General features: G+C 46.8%; 17 protein-coding genes and 4 pseudogenes. 8 read left to right on the forward strand and 13 right to left on the reverse strand.

Annotated features, from left to right (window positions below; all coding sequences use genetic code 11):
* From AAC599_RS18920 to AAC599_RS18945, 6 genes and pseudogenes are all read left to right on the forward strand, one after another.
* A pseudogene (locus AAC599_RS18920) lies at positions 1 to 240 on the forward strand (disulfide bond formation protein DsbA); the annotation flags it as partial.
* Positions 237 to 842, forward strand: a complete 606-nt coding sequence (locus AAC599_RS18925) for an SCO family protein (protein WP_340151961.1) — start codon at positions 237 to 239, stop codon at positions 840 to 842. The pseudogene AAC599_RS18920 and the gene AAC599_RS18925, both read left to right, overlap by 4 nt.
* 10 nt (positions 843 to 852) lie before the next feature.
* Positions 853 to 1,320, forward strand: a complete 468-nt coding sequence (locus AAC599_RS18930) for a copper chaperone PCu(A)C (protein WP_340151962.1) — start codon at positions 853 to 855, stop codon at positions 1,318 to 1,320.
* Positions 1,317 to 2,675 (forward strand): peptidoglycan DD-metalloendopeptidase family protein, encoded by a 1,359-nt coding sequence (locus tag AAC599_RS18935; RefSeq protein WP_340151963.1) that lies wholly within the window; start codon positions 1,317 to 1,319, stop codon positions 2,673 to 2,675. Before AAC599_RS18930 ends, AAC599_RS18935 begins: the two co-directional genes overlap by 4 nt.
* Complete coding sequence (gene lspA / locus AAC599_RS18940) at positions 2,668 to 3,228, forward strand: signal peptidase II (RefSeq protein ID WP_340151964.1); 561 nt, start codon at positions 2,668 to 2,670, stop codon at positions 3,226 to 3,228. Before AAC599_RS18935 ends, lspA begins: the two co-directional genes overlap by 8 nt.
* 4 nt (positions 3,229 to 3,232) lie before the next feature.
* Positions 3,233 to 3,850, forward strand: a complete 618-nt coding sequence (locus AAC599_RS18945; protein ID WP_340151965.1) for an SCO family protein — start codon at positions 3,233 to 3,235, stop codon at positions 3,848 to 3,850.
* Between the two features lie 412 nt (positions 3,851 to 4,262).
* Here the strand turns inward: AAC599_RS18945 and AAC599_RS18950 are convergent.
* Positions 4,263 to 4,409, reverse strand: a pseudogene (locus tag AAC599_RS18950) (IS110 family transposase); the annotation flags it as partial.
* A 1-nt stretch (position 4,410) separates the two neighbouring features.
* On the opposite strand from AAC599_RS18950, the pseudogene AAC599_RS18955 reads away from it, so the two are divergent.
* Together AAC599_RS18955 and AAC599_RS18960 are read left to right on the forward strand one after the other, a co-directional pair.
* Positions 4,411 to 4,548, forward strand: a pseudogene (locus AAC599_RS18955) (transposase); the annotation flags it as partial.
* A 108-nt stretch (positions 4,549 to 4,656) separates the two neighbouring features.
* Positions 4,657 to 5,496, forward strand: a pseudogene (locus AAC599_RS18960) (IS110 family transposase).
* An 809-nt stretch (positions 5,497 to 6,305) separates the two neighbouring features.
* Here AAC599_RS18960 and AAC599_RS18965 read toward each other — a convergent pair.
* The 12 genes from AAC599_RS18965 to AAC599_RS19020 all read right to left on the reverse strand — a co-directional run bounded on the left by AAC599_RS18965 (position 6,306) and on the right by AAC599_RS19020 (position 19,240).
* Positions 6,306 to 7,022, reverse strand: a complete 717-nt coding sequence (locus AAC599_RS18965) for a phosphatase PAP2 family protein (RefSeq protein ID WP_340151966.1) — start codon at positions 7,020 to 7,022, stop codon at positions 6,306 to 6,308.
* 105 nt (positions 7,023 to 7,127) lie between these two features.
* Complete coding sequence (locus AAC599_RS18970; protein ID WP_340151967.1) at positions 7,128 to 7,346, reverse strand: hypothetical protein; 219 nt, start codon at positions 7,344 to 7,346, stop codon at positions 7,128 to 7,130.
* Positions 7,343 to 8,092, reverse strand: coding sequence for a hypothetical protein (locus tag AAC599_RS18975; protein ID WP_340151968.1), 750 nt, complete (start codon positions 8,090 to 8,092; stop codon positions 7,343 to 7,345). Before AAC599_RS18975 ends, AAC599_RS18970 begins: the two co-directional genes overlap by 4 nt.
* A gap of 244 nt (positions 8,093 to 8,336) precedes the next feature.
* Complete coding sequence (locus AAC599_RS18980) at positions 8,337 to 8,879, reverse strand: Chromate resistance protein ChrB (RefSeq protein WP_340151969.1); 543 nt, start codon at positions 8,877 to 8,879, stop codon at positions 8,337 to 8,339.
* 144 nt (positions 8,880 to 9,023) lie between these two features.
* Entirely contained in the window at positions 9,024 to 9,536 is a 513-nt protein-coding gene (locus tag AAC599_RS18985) for a DUF1003 domain-containing protein (protein WP_340151970.1), read from the reverse strand.
* Positions 9,537 to 9,577: 41 nt separating this feature from the next.
* Complete coding sequence (gene mprF, locus AAC599_RS18990) at positions 9,578 to 12,223, reverse strand: bifunctional lysylphosphatidylglycerol flippase/synthetase MprF (RefSeq protein WP_340151971.1); 2,646 nt, start codon at positions 12,221 to 12,223, stop codon at positions 9,578 to 9,580.
* A 225-nt stretch (positions 12,224 to 12,448) separates the two neighbouring features.
* A complete protein-coding gene (locus tag AAC599_RS18995; protein WP_340151972.1) occupies positions 12,449 to 12,814 on the reverse strand; it encodes a PepSY domain-containing protein in 366 nt (121 codons plus the stop codon).
* Positions 12,815 to 13,003: 189 nt separating this feature from the next.
* Positions 13,004 to 13,615 carry a phosphatase PAP2 family protein gene (locus AAC599_RS19000; RefSeq protein ID WP_340151973.1) on the reverse strand — a complete coding sequence of 204 codons (612 nt, stop codon included), beginning with the start codon at positions 13,613 to 13,615 and terminating at the stop codon, positions 13,004 to 13,006.
* Positions 13,616 to 13,694: 79 nt separating this feature from the next.
* Positions 13,695 to 15,050, reverse strand: coding sequence for a HAMP domain-containing sensor histidine kinase (locus AAC599_RS19005; RefSeq protein ID WP_340151974.1), 1,356 nt, complete (start codon positions 15,048 to 15,050; stop codon positions 13,695 to 13,697).
* Positions 15,037 to 15,714: a response regulator transcription factor gene (locus AAC599_RS19010; protein ID WP_340151975.1), complete on the reverse strand. Its 678-nt coding sequence runs from the start codon at positions 15,712 to 15,714 to the stop codon at positions 15,037 to 15,039. The genes AAC599_RS19005 and AAC599_RS19010 overlap by 14 nt, the downstream gene beginning before the upstream one ends.
* 111 nt (positions 15,715 to 15,825) lie before the next feature.
* Positions 15,826 to 16,611: a hypothetical protein gene (locus tag AAC599_RS19015; protein ID WP_340151976.1), complete on the reverse strand. Its 786-nt coding sequence runs from the start codon at positions 16,609 to 16,611 to the stop codon at positions 15,826 to 15,828.
* Between the two features lie 742 nt (positions 16,612 to 17,353).
* The gene (locus tag AAC599_RS19020; protein ID WP_340151977.1) at positions 17,354 to 19,240 is read right to left on the reverse strand and encodes a sulfatase-like hydrolase/transferase; all 1,887 of its coding nucleotides are present in this window, start codon (positions 19,238 to 19,240) and stop codon (positions 17,354 to 17,356) included.
* Between the last annotated feature and the right edge of the window lie 139 nt (positions 19,241 to 19,379).

Raw genomic sequence — 19,379 nt, forward strand, 5'->3', positions numbered from 1 at the left:
CATGGACGTCCGGCGGATGGAGCCTGGACGGTTCTTGAAGGCATAGGCCTCGATATTGAGAAAGCAATGTCGGATGCAAAGATGCCGGATGTCGTGGGCACCTTGAATTTGGACGCAGCGGATGTAAGTGCAATCGGTGTGAACAAGACACCAACGTTTTTTGTTAACGGAAAGCCGCTAACACAATTTGGCGCTCAGCAATTGCAAAGTATGGTCAAGGCGGTGGTGGCAGAAAATTGAAAACAGTACATCTTATCCTTTGGGGAGCCATCGCAGCTGGTTTGGTCCTCTTTCTTTGGCTAAACATTTTTCAGGATGCTAGCCACCTTATAGAGGATAACTCATCGCAGAACACGGCGGTCGCCTTTACACCGACCTTCTCTCTGACCGATCAAAGCGGAAATGCTGTTACGGAGCAAACTTACCGAGGCAAATGGCTTCTGGTCTTTTTTGGATTCACTAATTGCCCGGACATCTGCCCGACGACGCTTGCCGATCTTGCCAGTGTGATGGAACAACTCGGGGCGGACGCCAAAGCAATAAAGCCATTGTTCATTTCCGTCGACCCTGATCGCGACCAGTTGGAAACCATGGCGGAATATGTCTCCGCCTTTCATCCAGCTATTGTTGGATTGACGGGTACGGGCCCGCAGATAGCTGAAACAGCAGGATCATTCAAGGCCTACTTCGAAAAACAGCCGCATGAATCCGCTCCAGACGGCTACACTATGGGGCACACCTCTGCAGTGTATCTTGTTTCTCCCGATGGCGCATTCGTTCGCACATACAGTTATGGAACGCCGCCGGAGGAAATCGTCACGGACCTTCGACAGAAATTGTGAGATTTAAAATATGTCAAAAGCTTTATATTCATTTTTCTTAGCCTTTTTCTTCCTTGCTTCTGCATTTCCGGCATTCGCTGAACCGACTCAGCTCGGAGATCTAATTATCGAAACACCGTGGGCGCGCGCATCGATCGGCATGTCACGGCCGGCCGCTGCTTACGTAACTATCAGGAACGAAGGACAGACAACCGACATCCTTACAGGAATTGAAACAACCGTCTCCGCCATGCCGGAAGTTCACAGGATGGAGATGAAAAACGGCGTTGCCAGCATGGGACCGGCCGGCCCCGTGGAAATACCGGCGAATGGTTCCGTCAAACTGGCCCCCGGGGGTCTGCACGTCATGCTCATGAAACTGCAGCAGCCACTGAGAAAAGGTGATCAGTTCTCGATGACCTTGATCTTCAAGGACGCCGGACGAGTCGACATATCCGTTCCCATCTACAGCGTGGGCGCCTCCGGACCCGAGGAATGAAGCACCATCAAATGTATGGGCTTATCGGCCTTGGGGTTGCGGGTGTCGGGACGGCTATAATGCTTTCAGTCGGGTCACTCTTAGGAAGTTCCGACACCAAGTCATTGGTCGAGGTAGTATCCGCACCAGTGATATTTGATGCTGGCGATTACGAGCGGAAAAGCACGCGCGCCAACTTGTCTATCCGGCGAGAAAAGAGCGAGCAGACAATTGAACTGTTTCTTAAGCCGGGAGACACGCTGCTGAGCGCCCTCGTTAGGGCTGGCGTCTCCGGCAGTGAAGCCCGTGCGGCCAGCGAGAGCTTGAAATCGATGATCGATCTCCGCGCGCTCAAGGTGGGCCAGGAATTGAAATTGAGTCTCCGGGCAGACGACAAAACTGCTACAGAACGCCGTCTTGGAAGTTTGGCGCTAGTCCCGGAGATTGATCGGCTTATCGTTATCGAACGCTCCGCCGACAATAGCTTTGACGCTCAAGCTCGAATGATCGAGCACAATATTGGTCTGATCTCGGTGTCAGGCAGGATCACGGCAAGTCTTTATGAGGCCGCGCGCGATCAAGGTACACCGATGCCCGTTCTGTTGCAAACATACAGCCTTCTGGATAAAGCCATTGATTTTCAGCGCGATATCCGCGAAGGAAATCGCTTCATTTTGGGCTATGAAAAGTTCGACGATGGAGATTTTGGGGAAGAACATACGGGAAAACTCGTTTATGTCTCGCTTACCTTGGCCAACCGTACGCTTAGCTACTTCCGCTATAAGGCCAGTGACGGTTTTACCGGATACTTCGACGCCGATGGCAATAGCGTTCAGACCAGACTGACAAAGACTCCGGTTGATGAGGGGCAACTCTCTTCGCTCTTTGGTAACCGCGAACATCCGGTCCTTGGCTACGCACGAATGCACAAGGGTTTTGATTTTGCCGCCCCGCGGGGCACGCCGGTGTTCGCAGCCGGCGATGGTGTCGTTACCCGTCGGACACGCAACGGCAGCTTTGGAAAATACATCAGCATCCGCCATGACAACCAATATGCTTCGGGTTACGCTCACCTCAGCAAATATGCCGACAACCTTGAAAAAGGGGATCGCGTCCAGCAAGGCGACATTATTGGATATGTAGGCGCTACCGGCCTGACGACCGGTCCTAACTTGCATTACGAGGTCCTGCAGGATGGCAAGCAGGTAAACCCTATGACAATCAACTTACCTCCACAGCGAGTGTTGACTGGCAACGAGCTTGTGCGATTTAGGAAGGCAACAGCCAAGCTGTTATCGGCACTGGAACTCAACGGCTCGAAAAACGAAGCGCTAAGTAAGCCCGATCTCCCGAAAACGGGGCCAAGAAATGGATAGATATTGCAAAAGGAGGAAACCTATCCGTAATTTCACCTGTGCCTTGACAGCCGCCAGTCTTTTGTCAATTACTGATTTAGCGGTGAAGTGGGTAGTGACAACAATCGTCATGAACCCGCCGCGTCGAATCCCTATCCTGCCATTCTTCGATCTCGTACTTGTTTTTAATAGCGGCATGAGCTTCGGTCTGTTTAGTGAACCGGGAGTCTGGGGCCCTAAAATCTTGTCAGGGGTGGCCATCAGCATCGTTGGATTACTCATTGTGTGGCTGTGGCATGTTCAACGCATGAACGAGGTTATTGGGATCGCCTTAGTCATCGGAGGGGCCATAGGAAACGTCATTGACCGCGTTCGAAACGAAGCCGTGACGGATTTTCTTAGTTTGTATATCGACCCATACTATTGGCCTGTTTTCAACAGCGCGGATGTATTTATTACAATCGGCGTAATATGTTTTCTCCTACCCAAATTTGGAAGTGAGCTAGGTGTTGCACATAGTGACAAAATAGCTCGAAAAACAAGATCACATAATATTTCTATAGGGGATGAATGAAGATATGACCGTCTCGCGACGCAATGTGGCGCTAGCTATCGGGGGCACTACCAGTGCACTTGCCGCCACATTGCTGTTCGGCTGGTGGCATACGGACGGACCCGGAGCTCCTCAGCGACCGGTTCGTTCCGATGTCTTGCCTCTTCCTCTTTATGAGATGGATTTCCAACTGACTGATCATTCGGGATTAAAGATCGGGCCGGAGGACTGGATTGGCCGCCCGACACTCGTGTTCTTCGGGTTCACATATTGTCCCGATGTATGCCCGACGACCCTCACCGACATTACAGGATGGTTGCAAGGTCTTGGCGACGATGTCTCCCCGTTGCAAGTAGCGTTCATTACAGTTGACCCCGAACGGGACACGGTTCAGGCAATGGCTGACTACGTGAGCAATTTCCACCCCGCCATCGTTGGTTACACGGGCTCGCGTGATGAGATTGCCAAAGCGGCCGAAGGATTTCGGGTGAAATACGAACGAGTATCAACCGAGTATGGTTATACCATGAACCACACCGCCGGCGTATTCGTCTTTGATGCTCGCGGAGAGTTTGTCAGCATCATTGATTTCCACGAGCCTAGAGAGAATGCTATTCCAAAAATACGAAGAGCATTGCAATAAACGGGTTTGTTGTCATGTCTGGATGGCGCTTCTATGGCAAGGTAAAAATGTGATGTTTTCCGGCGGCTGGTTGCGGCCATGTCTCCGGCCTTTAAATGCGGCTTTTATCCGACAACCGCGGGCCCTGATGTTTTTCGCTGGAGCTGATCCCTCTCAGACTATCGTGCTTGAGAGACGCAAGACAGCACCTCGGGTTTTTCAGTCCTGACGACTTCCATTTCGCCTTGGGTTCACATCATCACTTTCTCACTCCGCCAATTGTGAATGCCCACAGGGCAATTTCTATTCATGACTTTCAATTATGCCATTTTCGAAGCAATCCCCTTGGGCGTCGGCTGGTATATTGTGTTTTGCATCATAACCGCCCTGCGATACATGCCATTTTGTTAGCCAGAGCAACGGCAACGAGCTAGAAAGGCATTTTTGCTAAATGCAATAAAACCTATACGGCAAGTGGAGTATCAGTTTTGCCCGACTTGATGCTGTAGAGGGCTGAATGGGCGCCGATAACAAGCAACTTTCGCAAACGCCGGTTACTCATCTTTGTGATGCGGCCCAGAGGGGTTGGCGTGATCACCGCGACGGCCCTGGTAGCGACGATCGGTGACGGCAGCAAGAACAAGCTGGGACGAATATCGAAGCGGGGAGATGGGTACATTCGGCGTCTGCTTGTGCACGGCGCCCGAACTGTGCTGCGTTGGCACCGCGCGAGACCAGAAGCAGATACCGGGTGGGCCGATCAACTTCTCGCCCGTCGACCAACCAATGTCGTCCTCGTCGCTATGGCCAACAAGACAGCGCGGGAGATGATCCGGCTGGGGCACGAGGTGAAACTGATTCCGCCACGCTATGTCAAACCGTTCGTGAAGCGGCAGAAGAACGATGCGGCCGATGCCGAGGCAATCGTGATTGCGGCGCAGAGACCCGAGATGCGCTTCACCGCGCCTAAATCGGAGGAGCAACAGGCGCGAGCCGTGCTGTTCCGGAGTCGGGAGAGGCTGGTTCACCAGCGAACGGAACTGGTGAAGGCGTTGCGATCGCATCTCTACGAGTTTGGATACACGATCCCGCAGGGAATTGGACACCTCAACCGTGTGAAGGCGATCCTTGATGATCCCGGTTGCGACTTGCTGGATCTGGTTGGTGAGGAATGCCACGACCTTCTTGACCAGATCTCGGAGATGACGGTGCGGATCGGCGCAAAGACGAAACGGGTCCAGCTATTGGCGGCGGAGGCAGATGTGGCGCGACGGTTGCAGACTATGCCCGGGATCGGCCCGATCAGCGCGCTGGCAGTCGAAGCTTTCGCACCTGACATGGCGCGCTTCAAACGCGGCAGGGACTTCGCGGCCTGGCTGGGTCTTGTTCCCCGATAATATTCCTCTGCGGGCAAGGAGCGATTGGGCCGCATCTCCAGAGCCGGGCAAGCCGATATCCGCAGATTGTTGATTATCGGGGCGATGTCCCGGCTGAACTGGCTGGGTCGCAAATCGATCCCGGAAGGCTCGTGGCTGGCGCGGCTACTCGAAAGGAAACCGAAGATGCTCGTCGCGATTGCCCTGGCCAACAAGATGGCGCGGATGATCTGGGCCCTGCTGACAAAGGATGAGGACTACCGGGATCCGGCAAAGGCTGTCGTTGCCTGACAATGATACAACGCACGACAAGCCAAAGCCGGTGAAAGGGAGGGTGAGAAGTCGACGACCTGCAGGGGCGAAATGATTGAATAGATCTGGAGCAGGAAAACCAGTGCTGGCCCACGAGCCAATCCGAGCTCGTTCATCAGATTTGGACCTGATCCGCGGATCACCATACCGGCCCGTGGCTTCTGAAATGGCCGCAATTCAAGGCCTCACAGAAGACTGCACTCAATCACTTTTCAAATGCTTCAAAATACTTCTTGCATAATCTGCGGCAACCACAGAAGGGCCAGAGGTCAAAGCACCGCAACAAAAGGCCGGATACATGACTGCAAACCCGTCCCGCCACCAAATCAGAAATCTCTTGCATTTCAGGAGGCGTCCATACATGACAAAGCCATCTGACGCAGTAAGGTTTTTCCACCATCATAGGTATATCGTTTCTTGGCCATCTCCGTTACCTCCACAAGTTCCTAGAAAATCACAAACTTTTTGTATCAGATGCAGGGTGGGCAGAACACAGAGTTGGAATTTATTTATCTGAACCAGATTGCGCTAGAAAGCAATCCCTTACGATAACCCTCGTGGATACGTCAAATTGCACGAGGATTGCCTTGTTGAGCAATTCCGTTATCAGAGCGATGAACGAACCGGACACAAGAAGGACAGTCTCGATTGTCGTTTAATCCGAAAGAATAGAAAGCGGTGTCATTATCAGAAATCCCGGCAATTCTTGGCGTATAGCTTGCTCATTCCAGAATGCGGCCCACAATCCCGGCTTCGAAGCCCTTAGGGTGGCATGCCATCTCACCGTGTTATTTTTTGCGCTTGAGCCCTCGATTTTCCTGCGATTGTCCAATAATTAAATAATGAGCGGCGACGACAATAATCCAAGCGAGAAGCATAGTAACGATCGTATGAGAGAGAAAATGCCGACCGTTCAACATTTGAAATCCACCCATAACCCAACCGGCGATGAGAGCGAAGATGAGAGCCGTATTACGTTGCTTTCCCGGTTTCGCGAGAGGCACCAGGAACAACAGCGCAAAGCCACCTGATGCATGACCTGCAGGAAAACAGGCAGCGCTCTTAGCGCTAATGAAATCGAAAATCGGGCCCTCTTTAAAGGATCCGCCAAATTCCTCGAGCTGATAAGGGCAATAAATATTAGTTAGTTTTTTACCCGCACCCACAATCAGAGGAACAAGAGCTGCGCAGAGGACAATGAATAATTGCCGTCTTGAGCGAAACCGGCGCAAACCCTTTACACAGAAAGATAACGCCAATAGGATAAGCATGCAGCTGGCGAAAGTAACCAACAGCCATTTCGGAAGAATATAAAATAGAAAACGAAGTATAGGCTGCCGCGCTTCGATCAGCCAGCTTTGTCCATCATAAAATGCATGCGCTACTGAATAATCTAGTCCACTTATTCTGACGAGGTAAGGAATAAGCAAAATAGCCGCAATTGTTAGTAGAATGTGACGGCCCCACCTAATGTCATAGTAAGTTTCTTGTGATTGCGGTTTCATAGCGAGGTACTTTCGTAATTCTTGAGAATGCCCGTCAGTGATTTTAGTGTTGTAGGGGCGTTTCCTGCACATTCCGATCTGCGATCACGACGTTAGATTTCAAAACTACGAGTTTTTTTTGCGACTAGCTTCGTGGCGGACACTTAGAAAAAAAACCACAATATTACCTAACAACAGGAACACTCCACCTACAAGCGAAGGCATGTTGGTTTCAAATATCAATGCTGCGGCAATCAGAACTATTGCAATGATGGCGACAGTCAGACGAGCGTCACTGACAAACATACTGAACAATTCCACAAAAACATCTTTAAGCACATTCATCGCGTTCCCTCCAGGTTTGGGTGCCTGACCATTCGGGCGGCAACCAAGCCTGCGATAAGAAAGAAACCGCCAAAAGCGAATAACGCCAGATCATGTCCGGGCCAGTCCACACCCAGCCCCTCACCCGTCCAAAACACGCCGAATGCAGACAACATGACGCCGACACCGAATTTGAGTGTGTTTTCCGGAACCCGGGAGAGTGGACGATGCGCTATGGCTCCAATCGACAGCACCAGCACGCAGGCCACAAGTGCGCCGAGGCTGGCGGGCCAGAGGAGGCCGCGTCCTGACCCGACTGCGATGACGATGAATATAACTTCAAGCCCTTCCAGCAAAACCGCCTTGAATGCCGCGATCCCGGCAATCCAGTCCAGCGACGTTTTCTGCCGGTTGACTTCGGCGTTCAACTCCGTCGTTTTTTCGGCAAAGATTGCATCTTCGTTATGCAACGGGATAACTCCTCCCGCCCTAAGTGAAGCCTTGCGCAGCCAGCCGATGCCAAAAAGCAGCAACAGCACACCGATCACGAGCTGCAGAACATTGAGAGGCACTCTGTTTAACAATGGGCCAAGCGTCAGAACAATTGTGCCGAGCACAAGTAGCGCCGCCCCCGTCCCTATCATGGCGGGCTTCCAGCCGCGTAAGGTGGCGACAACCAACACGATCGTGAAGGCTTCCACAACTTCGACAACTGATGCCAGAAATGCGGCGCTGATGGCAGGGGCTGCTGTTGACCATTCAAGCATTGCAGGTGGCTCCGCAATAGTTATGTTGTCTCAGGACCACCGCTGAGCCTCCCTAACAGCTTCAAGTCGGCTCTTACCAATGTCGTTCAGCAATCGAGTATCCAACTCGGACAGGCGAACACGCTGCCGTTGCCGATCAAGCCATGCGAAAAGCGTATTTAAGAAGGAGTCGTCAGGTGTAAGCGGCGCAAATTGGCTGATAATGCTAGGAAAGTATGAAGTATATGCTTTCATTTTCTAATCCTCACTTGTTTTCATCATGGGCATCGAAGACCATACGCGCGTAGTCATCGAGAACCGCGACGCATCCCTTCAACCGTCCTTGCGCTTCGGTCGCCCGTTCAGCGCCATAGAAGTCAAGCTTCTGTATTTTCGCAAGCCAGTTCTGAAGTTTCTTCAGATCGACGTCATTTTCTTCAAGTTCAGCATACGTGTAATGGTTGGCTGTCACTTCCTTGGCAACCTCACGTTCGAAATCATCGCATTTATCAATGAACTCCTCATAGGCATCGTCCCTCTCGGCTTTAAAGCGAGTTAGAACTTTAGTCTCCTGTGTCGGATCGAGAGCGACAGTTTCGAGGATCACCGATTCACCGTTTGCCTCGAAAATATCATTCTCCAGCATCTTGAGGCGGCGGACATGATCATCTGTTTTGGGCAGAAGGCAGACACCATTCTGTATATAGACAGCGCCCATACCTTTAAGTTTACGCCAAAGAGAAACACGTTTAGCAGCAGGTTCCGGCGGGACTTTATAGGTGAGCAAAAGCCATGATATGTTTTTCATGACTCTTTTATATTGTTACGATCGTTACATGTCAATTAATTAATTCAGCACAAATATCTTGATAGAAATTGAACTAATTTCTAATTGCCGCCGTTATTTATTTGATTTTTTTATTCAAACTTTGCGACAGTTGTCTTAGCTCTTCTATTGTTCAGTTTGTTTTTGAATAATAGCTTCCATCAGATGTTGACGGAGTTCATCGATTTTTTCGTGCAGACTCATGATCTCAAGTTCTGCCTTGAGGTTTATTTCATAATCGTGATTTACTTCCACGCGATCCTTGGCGGCTTGCCGATTCTGCGACATCATGATGATTGGAGCTTGAATTGCGGCCAGCATTGATAAGATCAAGTTAAGAAAAATAAAGGGGTAGGGATCAAAAGCATCAACACGCGGAAGGAGCCACACATTCATTGATACCCATGCAATTAGAATAACGGCAAACAATATAATAAATGACCAGGACCCACCGAAAGCAGCGACACTATCCGCCATGCGTCGCCCAAACGTTAGGTTAGCATGAAACCGCGTGTTGATATTTACCGAGATTGCAATTCGCTTGGCAATCCGCTTTAGCACTTTTTGCTCATGAGGCAATAAGTCGTCATAACCAGTGTTAAGTAGCCTTCTTGCCATCTCCTTAATCGTATCGTCCATCATACTCTCCAAAAGAAATCGGCGTTTAGATGTTCGCCTGTTTATTCTTCATGCGAATGGTGGGCATGAAAACCAATAGCGCCGAAAACGCCCCCGCTCACAATCATATTGACATCTGCCGCCACCAGCAGCGGGTCAACGCCCCCCCATGTCGCCATGTAACGCGGACGCCACTCTGGCCCAAATTTGTTTTTATAGGCACGCAACCCTTCAAAATTATAGAAATGCTCACCAAGGTGATAGATTGTGATGCCAAGACGATCCCAAAGCCGTTTGTGCCTCGTTTGTTCCAAGCCTGACAACGGCGCCATACCGAGCGAAAATTCCCGATATCCTTCCTCTTTCAATTGCAACATCAGACGGATGAACAAATAATCCATTGTCACGGCCGGGGCATCAGAGGAATGACGCATTAAATCAATGGTTGCGTTGCCGCCTGCTTTTGTTTGCATAATGTTTGCAAACGCGACGATCTCACTTCCTTTTTTTACCAACGCCAGCGGGAAATACTGAAGGTAAGACTCATCGAAGCGACCGAGAGAAAAAGATTTTTCCTGAGCATTCTTTAATGACAGCCATTCATTAGAAATAAAGTTCAATTGGCGCAACAAACCTTCACTATGCGGTGGCCCAGAAATGTCAAAATTTAGCCCTTCTCGTTCCGCCCGGTTATTAGCTTGCCTCGCATCTCTGTTCTTTGACCCTTCCAACCCAAATTCCGCAAGTAAAATAATTGCCTCTTCACCAAGTTTATTCATTGTGAAGCCAATATCGATGTAAACGGGAAGGAGTTTGGACCCCGCCTGGTAAAACGCGGCGCGGCAATTTTCGCGATCTGCGAGATCAACAAAGTCGTCTATCAAGGCTGCAAAGGATGAATGATTGCCGATAGGATCGCCGAGCGAGATAAAGCTGCGACCCTGCTTCGCGTACATGATAAAGGCATCTTTATCTTCAGATAGCAGGACCTCCTTATCGTCGGTAAAAACAAATTTAGCGTCTGGATTTTCTTGTTGATCAATAACAGTCTCAATGAGAGTAAAGTCTATCTCGCCCCTCTGCCCTCTCGCACCTTTAGCCGGACGTAGCGCCATTGCCAGCAAGATCAACAAGCTGCCAATTGCTGCCGCACCAAATACCCGTATGGCACGGGGTGTATTGCGATCAAAAGCGAAGTCCCACCAATTATGGTGCTGATATCGCATGTCACCATGCGCGAACAAAAAAAGTAAGAATGCTGAAAAAAACAAGCCCCCGACTAACACCAGCCATTGGTTCGAAAATGTTTCTGTCGTCAGCCTCGATCTACGGTAAAAACTATGACGCGAAACCCACATAAGTGCTGCGATGAAGAGCAAGAAGGCTGCTAGATCATAATCTAGACGCTGTGCAAGTAATGAAAGTATTGCTACCAAAAGCGATGCCAAGGTAAGCCATAAAGCGGCTCGAACCTTACGCCGCAAGGCATTGGCAAGGATGACGAGTACTCCACCTATTACACCAACGATGACATTTGAGACCTCAAAAAACGAAGTTGAAACAATAGGTTGAACTTCTAAGAGAATTTCTTTCGGTATTGGCATAATGCCATTGAGTATAAGAATAGCGCCGCCAATAAATATCAGAGCCGACAAGCCTATAACCATGACTGGCTGCATTGACTGGATTAGGCTTCCCAGTGCATTGTCGGAAAGAAATTTTGCAGTGATTATACGGCTATTTTGAACGGCCTCTAGCACGGCCAAAATCATCAAAGATAATATAAAAGGAAGAAAGTAATATATTGCTCTATACGCAAGCAGAGCAGCAGCAACCCCTGGAACCAATTCCGGTGACGTTGACAAACCTGCAATCATAACCCCTTCAAAAACACCGATACCGCCGGGAATATGGCTCAAAACACCTGCCACTGATGCCGCCGCGAACAAAGCGACAAATATTGAAAATGGGATAGCCAATGCATCTGGCAGTAAGATATAGAGTGTCGTTGCTGCCAGCAGGATATCGGCGAGAGAAAATAAAACCTGGGCGCCCAAGCTAATCGGTTCCGGAAGACCTATTCTAAATCGTCCAAGCATAAAAGAATGTTTTGAAATCGAGCTCCACAGCCCAACGCCAATTATCAATAATAATAAAGCTAAGCTCGCCCAACGGATCACTTCCTGTGAAATAGGGAGTATGGGACTTAGTGCCGCAGGGTGATAAATTAATGCAGAAAAACCTACAAGAGTAACTCCTATGCCAAACGACATTGCACAAAACGTTGAGACAACAGCTACATCCGAGGTATCAAGGCCAAGCCCCCGGTAAAATCGATAACGAACCGCCCCGCCGGAGAATACCGACAATCCGACTGTATTCCCCATTGCATAAGCGGTAAAAGATCCGAAAATAAGAGTAGGTAGCGGCGCCGACTTGCCGATGAAGCGAAGAGCTGACCAGTCGTACCCGACAAGCGCCAAGTACCCGGCTAAAGTCGTGAACACTGCCAGAGCGATGGCAGATGGTGCAATTTGATGAAGCTGTGCAACAACGTCATGAATATTGACTGAGGTCAATATTTTATATATGGCAAAAGCACCCAATCCAAAAAGTAAAAATGAAACTACTATTGAACCATGCATTCCTAAAAATGCAAAAAGAGGAAACTCTTTTAATGGTTTCTTGGGTGATCTATTAGAACCCATTCTCACTCACCATTTCCTATAAATATATATCTTGAGAACGAATTTTAGACTGCCTTACAACCACTTTAATTTCAAGGAAGACGCTTAATACGAAACTAATCAAAATCACTAAATCGAGACCATTGTATTTAGCTCGAAAATTTACAAACGAATTCGCTCGGTGATATTTTTCACCGAGCGATTTTTTTCGCTAACTAGAATAACTGATGAAACTACGTTTAAAAACTAGTCATCGTCTTCATCACCGTCATTGTCTTCGCCATCCTTGTCGTTGGCAGCTCCAATTTTAATGATGTCGCCGGACATCGCATCAATCTTTACTTCATGCTCAGAACCATCAGAGGAAACGACTGTTACTTCATAAGCAGACAGCCCTTTTTCAATATCAAATGATACTTCTGATGCAGTGCCCTTTTGCGCTGCGGTCGCTACATTAATAGCGTCGATGATTGATAGCTTTGCAGATTGTTGGGCCTGTAACTCGGCAATATCCTTATCGTTCGTTCCACTGGAAGCCAAGGCTGTTCCAATTGTTCCGGCACCAAGCCCGGTGGCAACAATCGCAGCTGCTATGATCATATGTTTTTTCATGTCTCGTTCCTTTAATTTGCGGAAACACATTTTGTGTCCCTCTACAATGAATATGGGAACAGGATATTGCGGAAGTTTTTCGTCGAATTTACAATTTTGTATGATTTAAAAACTGACATTTGTGACGTCCGAATTTGAATAATTTTAGCCCATTTCCTAAGCCAGACCAACATACTCAAGGAATGCCCATTATTCGTCGCGATTTTTTGTAAATGAATGCCTAATAACCCATACTATATGAGAGTTAATCTGCTCTAACGGCTGAAATAAGAAGCTATCAAATTTCCCAGCCAACGCTCGTGCCAGTACTGCAGATAGAACAGAAATTAAAAATGAAGCAGCCATATCCAACGGAAAATGCACTCCTACATAAATTCGCGCCCAGGCTGTCGCTAATCCAAGCATGGAGATTACAATTCCGAGAACGCGTAACTGCCTCGTAACCAATAAACCAAAACCCAGAGCCCATAAAAACGTAGCATGATCACTTGGAAATGACGTTTCCGCCGCATGAATTAATAATATTTGTCCAACGCCGAGCTCGAAAGGACGCGGCGCATACGTCAAAGTTGCGAAAAGAAAATTTGCAGCCAGACCCGAGCTGAGCGAAATGCCTGCAATCATTAAGGATCGCCGCTGACCAGACGTTCCGAATAACCAGTAAAAGGTTGCTAATGACATCGCTACCCACGGAGAAAGAATGGCGAAGCCTTTTGCAATGACAACGGTGAGGGCGATCGGTGTTTCAGAAGCGTTAATAAAATGAAACAAAGTCATATTCATCGGGAAGTAAGTTTCCATCTTTATCTTTTCAGCAAAAGCTCTTGGATACAAAATTAAACGGTTTGATTGCCAGAATCAGCGCAGCCAACGCAATCTATTATTCTGGATTAATCTTGGGAAATTTCACGGCTACAGCCAGGCCCGGCTGGTGGTCTTCAAGAGACAATTCTGCGTCATGGAGATCGACGATTGCTTTGACCATGCTAAGTCCCAAGCCAGAACCCGCTGTCGTGCGACTCTTCTCAAGGCGATACAGACGCCGTAAAACAACCTTTCGTTCTGGCTCTGGTATGCCAGGTCCATCATCCATAATGCTGACGGTTACAGTGTTCTGACCAAGAACCATGAAATATTCTATTTGCGTATTCACAGGACAATGTCGTATGGCGTTTTCGAATAGGTTTGCAAATAGTTGGGTCAACAGCTCCCGATCTCCAAATATCTCAGCCTTTTCCAATTGAGTTGAAACACATTTTAATTTCATGCCCGCATCACTTGCTACATCTACATAGATGTCTGCCGTTTTCTCTAAAACTTCCGTAACGTCAACCAGAGAGAACCTGGATTTTCTTGCGCCAGATTCAATTTGAGCAATGCGGAGCAAAGCAGAAAAGGTTTCATTGATCTGGTCGCTTTCGCGAGCAGCAGCCTCTAATTCACCCTCAACATTTATTCCCTTTTCACTTTTGTCGAGGGCTGCCTCTATTATTATTTTTAGACGATTGAGTGGCGTTTTAAGGTCATGAGCAATATCAGAACTGACTTGTCTAAGGCCCTCGACTGCAACTGAAAGATGCTCAAGAGCAGCATTCACCTTTGCAGAAATCAGATCAATATCATCATTATTTCCGAGCAGAGGAATTCTGGCAGTTAAGTCACCCGCAGAAACCTGTTCCATCGTTTCGTTAAGTGCGTTTAACCTTCGTTTCGCTCGTATTGCAACCGAGATCGCGCCGGTTGCCGCAAGTGCGGCTGCAACAAATAATGCCCAACCAAAACTATTTAATAACACTTCGCCCAGTTCATCAATTTCAGCATTGCTCACACCGACAACCAGTCGGTTACCATTTACAATTCCTTCTAGCAGGCGATACTGATAATCTTGATTAAAACCGAGTTCATCACCAGTGATAACGGACACACCCGTTTTACTGCGAATTACAGGCATATTACCGACAATAAATTTCCCGTCCTGAGTAGCCAATAAAAGTATAGTATCACGGCTTCTATCAACCGCGATCCGCTGAGTTATACTCTTAATCAAATCTTGTTCGTTATTACCTGAGAGAACCTGAAATAGTTGAGCTACACGATGGTCATAAATTTCAGCGATTTCTCGCTTTGATGAATCATAAACGATAAAACCTGCGATAAAATACGTTACAGATGATAGAGCTACAAAGGAAAGAGCCAGCCTGAAAGGAGTGCTTAAATTAAAATTAGCGCGGAGCATGAAGAGAGTATCCAACGCTGCGAACCGTGTGCAGCAAATTTACATCAAAAGGCCTATCAATTTTTGCCCGCAAGCGGCTAATGTGGGTTTCGACCACACTTGTCTTTGGATCGAAATGAAAATCCCATACTTGCTCCAACATCATTGTTCGTGTAACGACCCGGTCAGCATTTCTCATGAGAAATTCTAGAAGGCTGAATTCCTTGGGCTGTAAATCTAATTCCACCCCAGCCCGTGATACCCGTCTGTTGATCAAATTCATTTCCAAATCATGGACACGTAAACTTGTTACCTGGCTTTGTACGGGTGGTCGTCTAGAGATAGCATTTACTCGGGCAAGAAGCTCAGAGAATGAATATGGTTTTACCAGATAATCATCACCTCCTGCCTCTAAGCCTTCAACACGGTCATCCACTCCACCTACCGAAGTTAAGAATATCACGGGCGTCTTTATACCTGCTGCACGTGCGGCTTTTACAAGGGACAAACCATCTAGTCCTGGCAACATGCGGTCAACCACAATTACATCATAGGTTTCTCGAGTAGCCTGAAAGAGACCGTCGTGACCGTTATCCAACGCATCACAAATATGACCATTTTCCTGGAATCCCTTACTTGCATAATCTGCAGTTTTTTGATCATCTTCAACTAATAGAATACGCATATTTTATACTACGCTTTCGAAGAAAAATTGAGAGATACCTATGTATCGTAGCACTCGAAGCCACCTTTTTTATAAAGAAAGCTAACCAGCTTCCCAAGTTTTTGGGCTATTCTAGCTTCTGCCCCCAACTTTTTCCAATCCCTTATGGGTCAATGTCATATACCCAATGATAACTACTATAGCCGTTAGAAACAGGGCACTAGTCACTACCGTACCAAATCCGAGCCCGCCGTTCGCTTTTGCCTGTGACAATAAATCACCGAATGAAGCACCCATCGGTCTGGTAAGAATATAGGCTAACCAAAAGGCAAGAATGCCATTCATCCTAAGGATATAATATACAGCAGTAATGACGGCAATTATGGCTCCGTACATCAAACCCGCTGTAAGATAACCAAGCCCTAACCCCTCAGCAGCCAGGTCTCCCGCAGCAGTTCCAAGCGCAAAAGTAAAAAGGATTGCAAGCCAATAGAAAGCCTCGCGCTTGGCCGTAAAAATAGTATGTATTGAAAGCGTTCTTTCTGAAGCAAACCAGACGGAGAATGTTGCTGCTAACGCTATTGAAAAAGCGATTGTAGTTGATTGCAGGCTAAAGCCAAGATTATCAACTAAATTATCGGTGACCAAAGTTCCAACAACGCTTATCAATACAACAGCCAGCCAGTATATCGAGGGGACATATCTTTTCTGGGAAAACTGCAGAATTAACGCCGCGATTAAAAGGCCACTCATAATCCATGAGGTTGTGGAAAGCCCCAACCCCAAGTTCTGATTAAGGAAATCTGCTGCCGTTTCACCGACAGTGACAGCCATTAGTTTGATCAGCCAGAATTCGACTGTAACTTGCGGTACGCGGTTATATTCTGGGGTAGCCGAGTCTAGTGCGGATGAGGTCATTATAATTCTCCAATATTGACCCATGCGAAATTCGCACTGTCAATCGGTGTTGCGGTATTTTGAGTCTACTATGAAAATACAGTCACTTGTGGCCCGTAGCCTTACAAACTCTCATGGAGTCAATACTCATGTCTAATACTAAAAAATCACGCAAATATTTCGCTAAATATACAAATACGTAAGGTTCCGATTTTTCACGTATTTCATTTTTCAGAAAACAAATAGGCACATACAGAATTATTTTCATATCACCCTTTACGCAGTATTCAGCTGATAAATTTGAAATATTAAGCAAGTAATAAGACATTTCCACAAGCGCAGTATTTTCAAAATTTTCTATTTAGATTAAAAGAAAAAAATCAAAATCCATACTATTAAACAATAACATAATGATAGCAGAACAGCAGCGCTCGCAACGTCTTTACTTGCCTTGGATAAGTCGTGATAGTCTTCGGAAATTCGGTTTATTGCGCATTCTATGGCGGTATTCAGCAACTCAGTTATCAAAACCGCAAACAAGCCAGATAGTAACAGCGCTATATCCAGAGGATGCTTACCTGAGAATAAGGCGACCGGGACTAGCAATATGGCTATTAATACTTCCTGCCGAAACGCTTCCTCGCTTTTTAAGGCAAATCGGAAACCATCCGTGGAATTTTCCAAGGCTGCAATGAGGCGCTTTACACCCTTATTTTTTACGCGGCCCAAAGGTTACTTCCTCTGCTCTTGATTAAACATAAATTTATCGGATATCACTTGTCGCCTGAGCGCGTTCTGCCAATGTCGATGAGAGTTTTCTGTGATTTGTTTTCCAAAGTGATGCTCTCTCGTAATTTGTCACGACTGATAGTAGTGCCTCCGAAGCCACTTTTTGTTTATCCTCCAATGTGCCCAGTTCATTTTCCAGACCATAGGCTTTGACTGGTTCGACAAATGTAACCGTGCCATTTTGATAGATGCCCAGCTTTTGAAAAGTTGCAATAAAGGCTCGCTCGACAAACGCATTTTTCATTATATCTCGACCAACAAATCTACTTTTATAGTCAAACCCTAGAACTGAGAGGAGCGTAACGGGCAGATCAATTTGGCTGGCAAGTTTGTTAATCTCCTGAGGCTTAATTAACCCAGGTGCGTAGAGCATAGCTGGAATATGGTATCGGCTTGGCGGTAATGAGGTTTTCCCCGCAGCCCCGGCGGTATGATCTGCAACGATAACAAAAATCGTATCGTTGAACCAAGATTCATTCTTTGCGTCTTCAAGAAAACGGCCAATCGCATAATCTGCATATCTGACGCCGGCCATTCTACCACCTCCCTCAACAGGAATATTGGCAGTATTTTTTGGGAAGGTATACGGTCGATGGTTAGACGTTGTCATAACCATATACATGAATGGTTTACCCTTTCCGTAATCTCTTTGCGCTTCTTTTATTGTTTTTTTGAATAGATCCTCATCGGCAACTCCCCAAGCATTGGAAAAGGTCACTTCTTCATCAGAAAGATCCGTGCGATCGACAATTTCAAAACCATTATTCTCGTAAAAGTAATTCATATTATCGAAGTATCCATAACCCCCATAAATAAACTTAGTTCTGTAACCACGATCTTTGAATATATATCCCAATGAAAAAAGGTTTTCGTTATTAGGACGCTTAACAATTGATCGGCCTGGAGAAGGTGGAATAGATAATGTTAGTGCTTCAAGGCCACGAACCGTTCTTGTACCGGTTGCGTATAGATTGCTAAAATTAAGGGAGCTTTTTGCAAGCACATCCAGATTGGGCGTAAAATTTCCTTTGGCACCATAGCGTCCCATAAACTCTGCACTCATAGATTCCATCATTATAAAAACGACATTTTTAAACTGCCGAGGCTTATCTGAGCGAACGTCCATCACTCCAATCAGCGGCAACGGTCGTTTCTCAATATCTTCGTAAGTGATGTAAAAATCTTGGTATGAAAGTTCATTGTTTTTAAACGCGGAAAACAAGCTATAAATTCCGTTCGCCGTTATCTCATTCGTGTAGTTATTTTCGGAAATGGCCTTATCTCTGAGAGATAATGCTTGATATCCAATAATTGTGAGTAGAATAAATCCTCCAGCGAACGCGATTCTAGATGTAATGCTAACTGAGTCTAAAGTACTCGGAATCAATTTTTTCCGCATAACAGCATACACGCCACCAACGATGATAATTATTCCCATAAAAATTGGGACTACCGGATAAGATTCCCAAATATTACCGAGTACTTCCCTCGCATAGACCAGGTAATCCACTGCAATAAAATTATATCGGACCGAAAACTCCTGCCAAAACGCATATTCGGAAGCGACATCAAAAATAACTAGGCTTGAAAAAATAACAAATGCACTATGGGTGGCGATCCGATCAAACTTCGTATTATGCCAACTTGCAGGAAGTAACAGCAGGTAGAAAATATATGGCAAAATAAACAATGAGTAGGTTGCAAGATCGAAGACTATCCCTACCGAGAGTGATTTCAGGATATCGTAAGGTTCCAAGGCATGAAACATCCATGCCGTGAAAATAATACGTACACTTAACTGAACAATCATGAACAGCGCAAAGCTCGGCGCTAGCCGCTTCATAAAATACAATAAGGACATTAGTTTTCTCACTGACAGTAAATTTTATACCGTGAGATTTACGTCCTCTTATTTGCATCTACTATTCTGAAATTATACAGTTTCGTAAGGTGCTGTCAGACGAATGCGGCCTCGTCTCTGTTTGGCGTAAATTGGCACA

It is taken from the genome of uncultured Sneathiella sp., from assembly GCF_963976355.1.
Classification (GTDB): Bacteria; Pseudomonadota; Alphaproteobacteria; order Sneathiellales; family Sneathiellaceae; genus Sneathiella.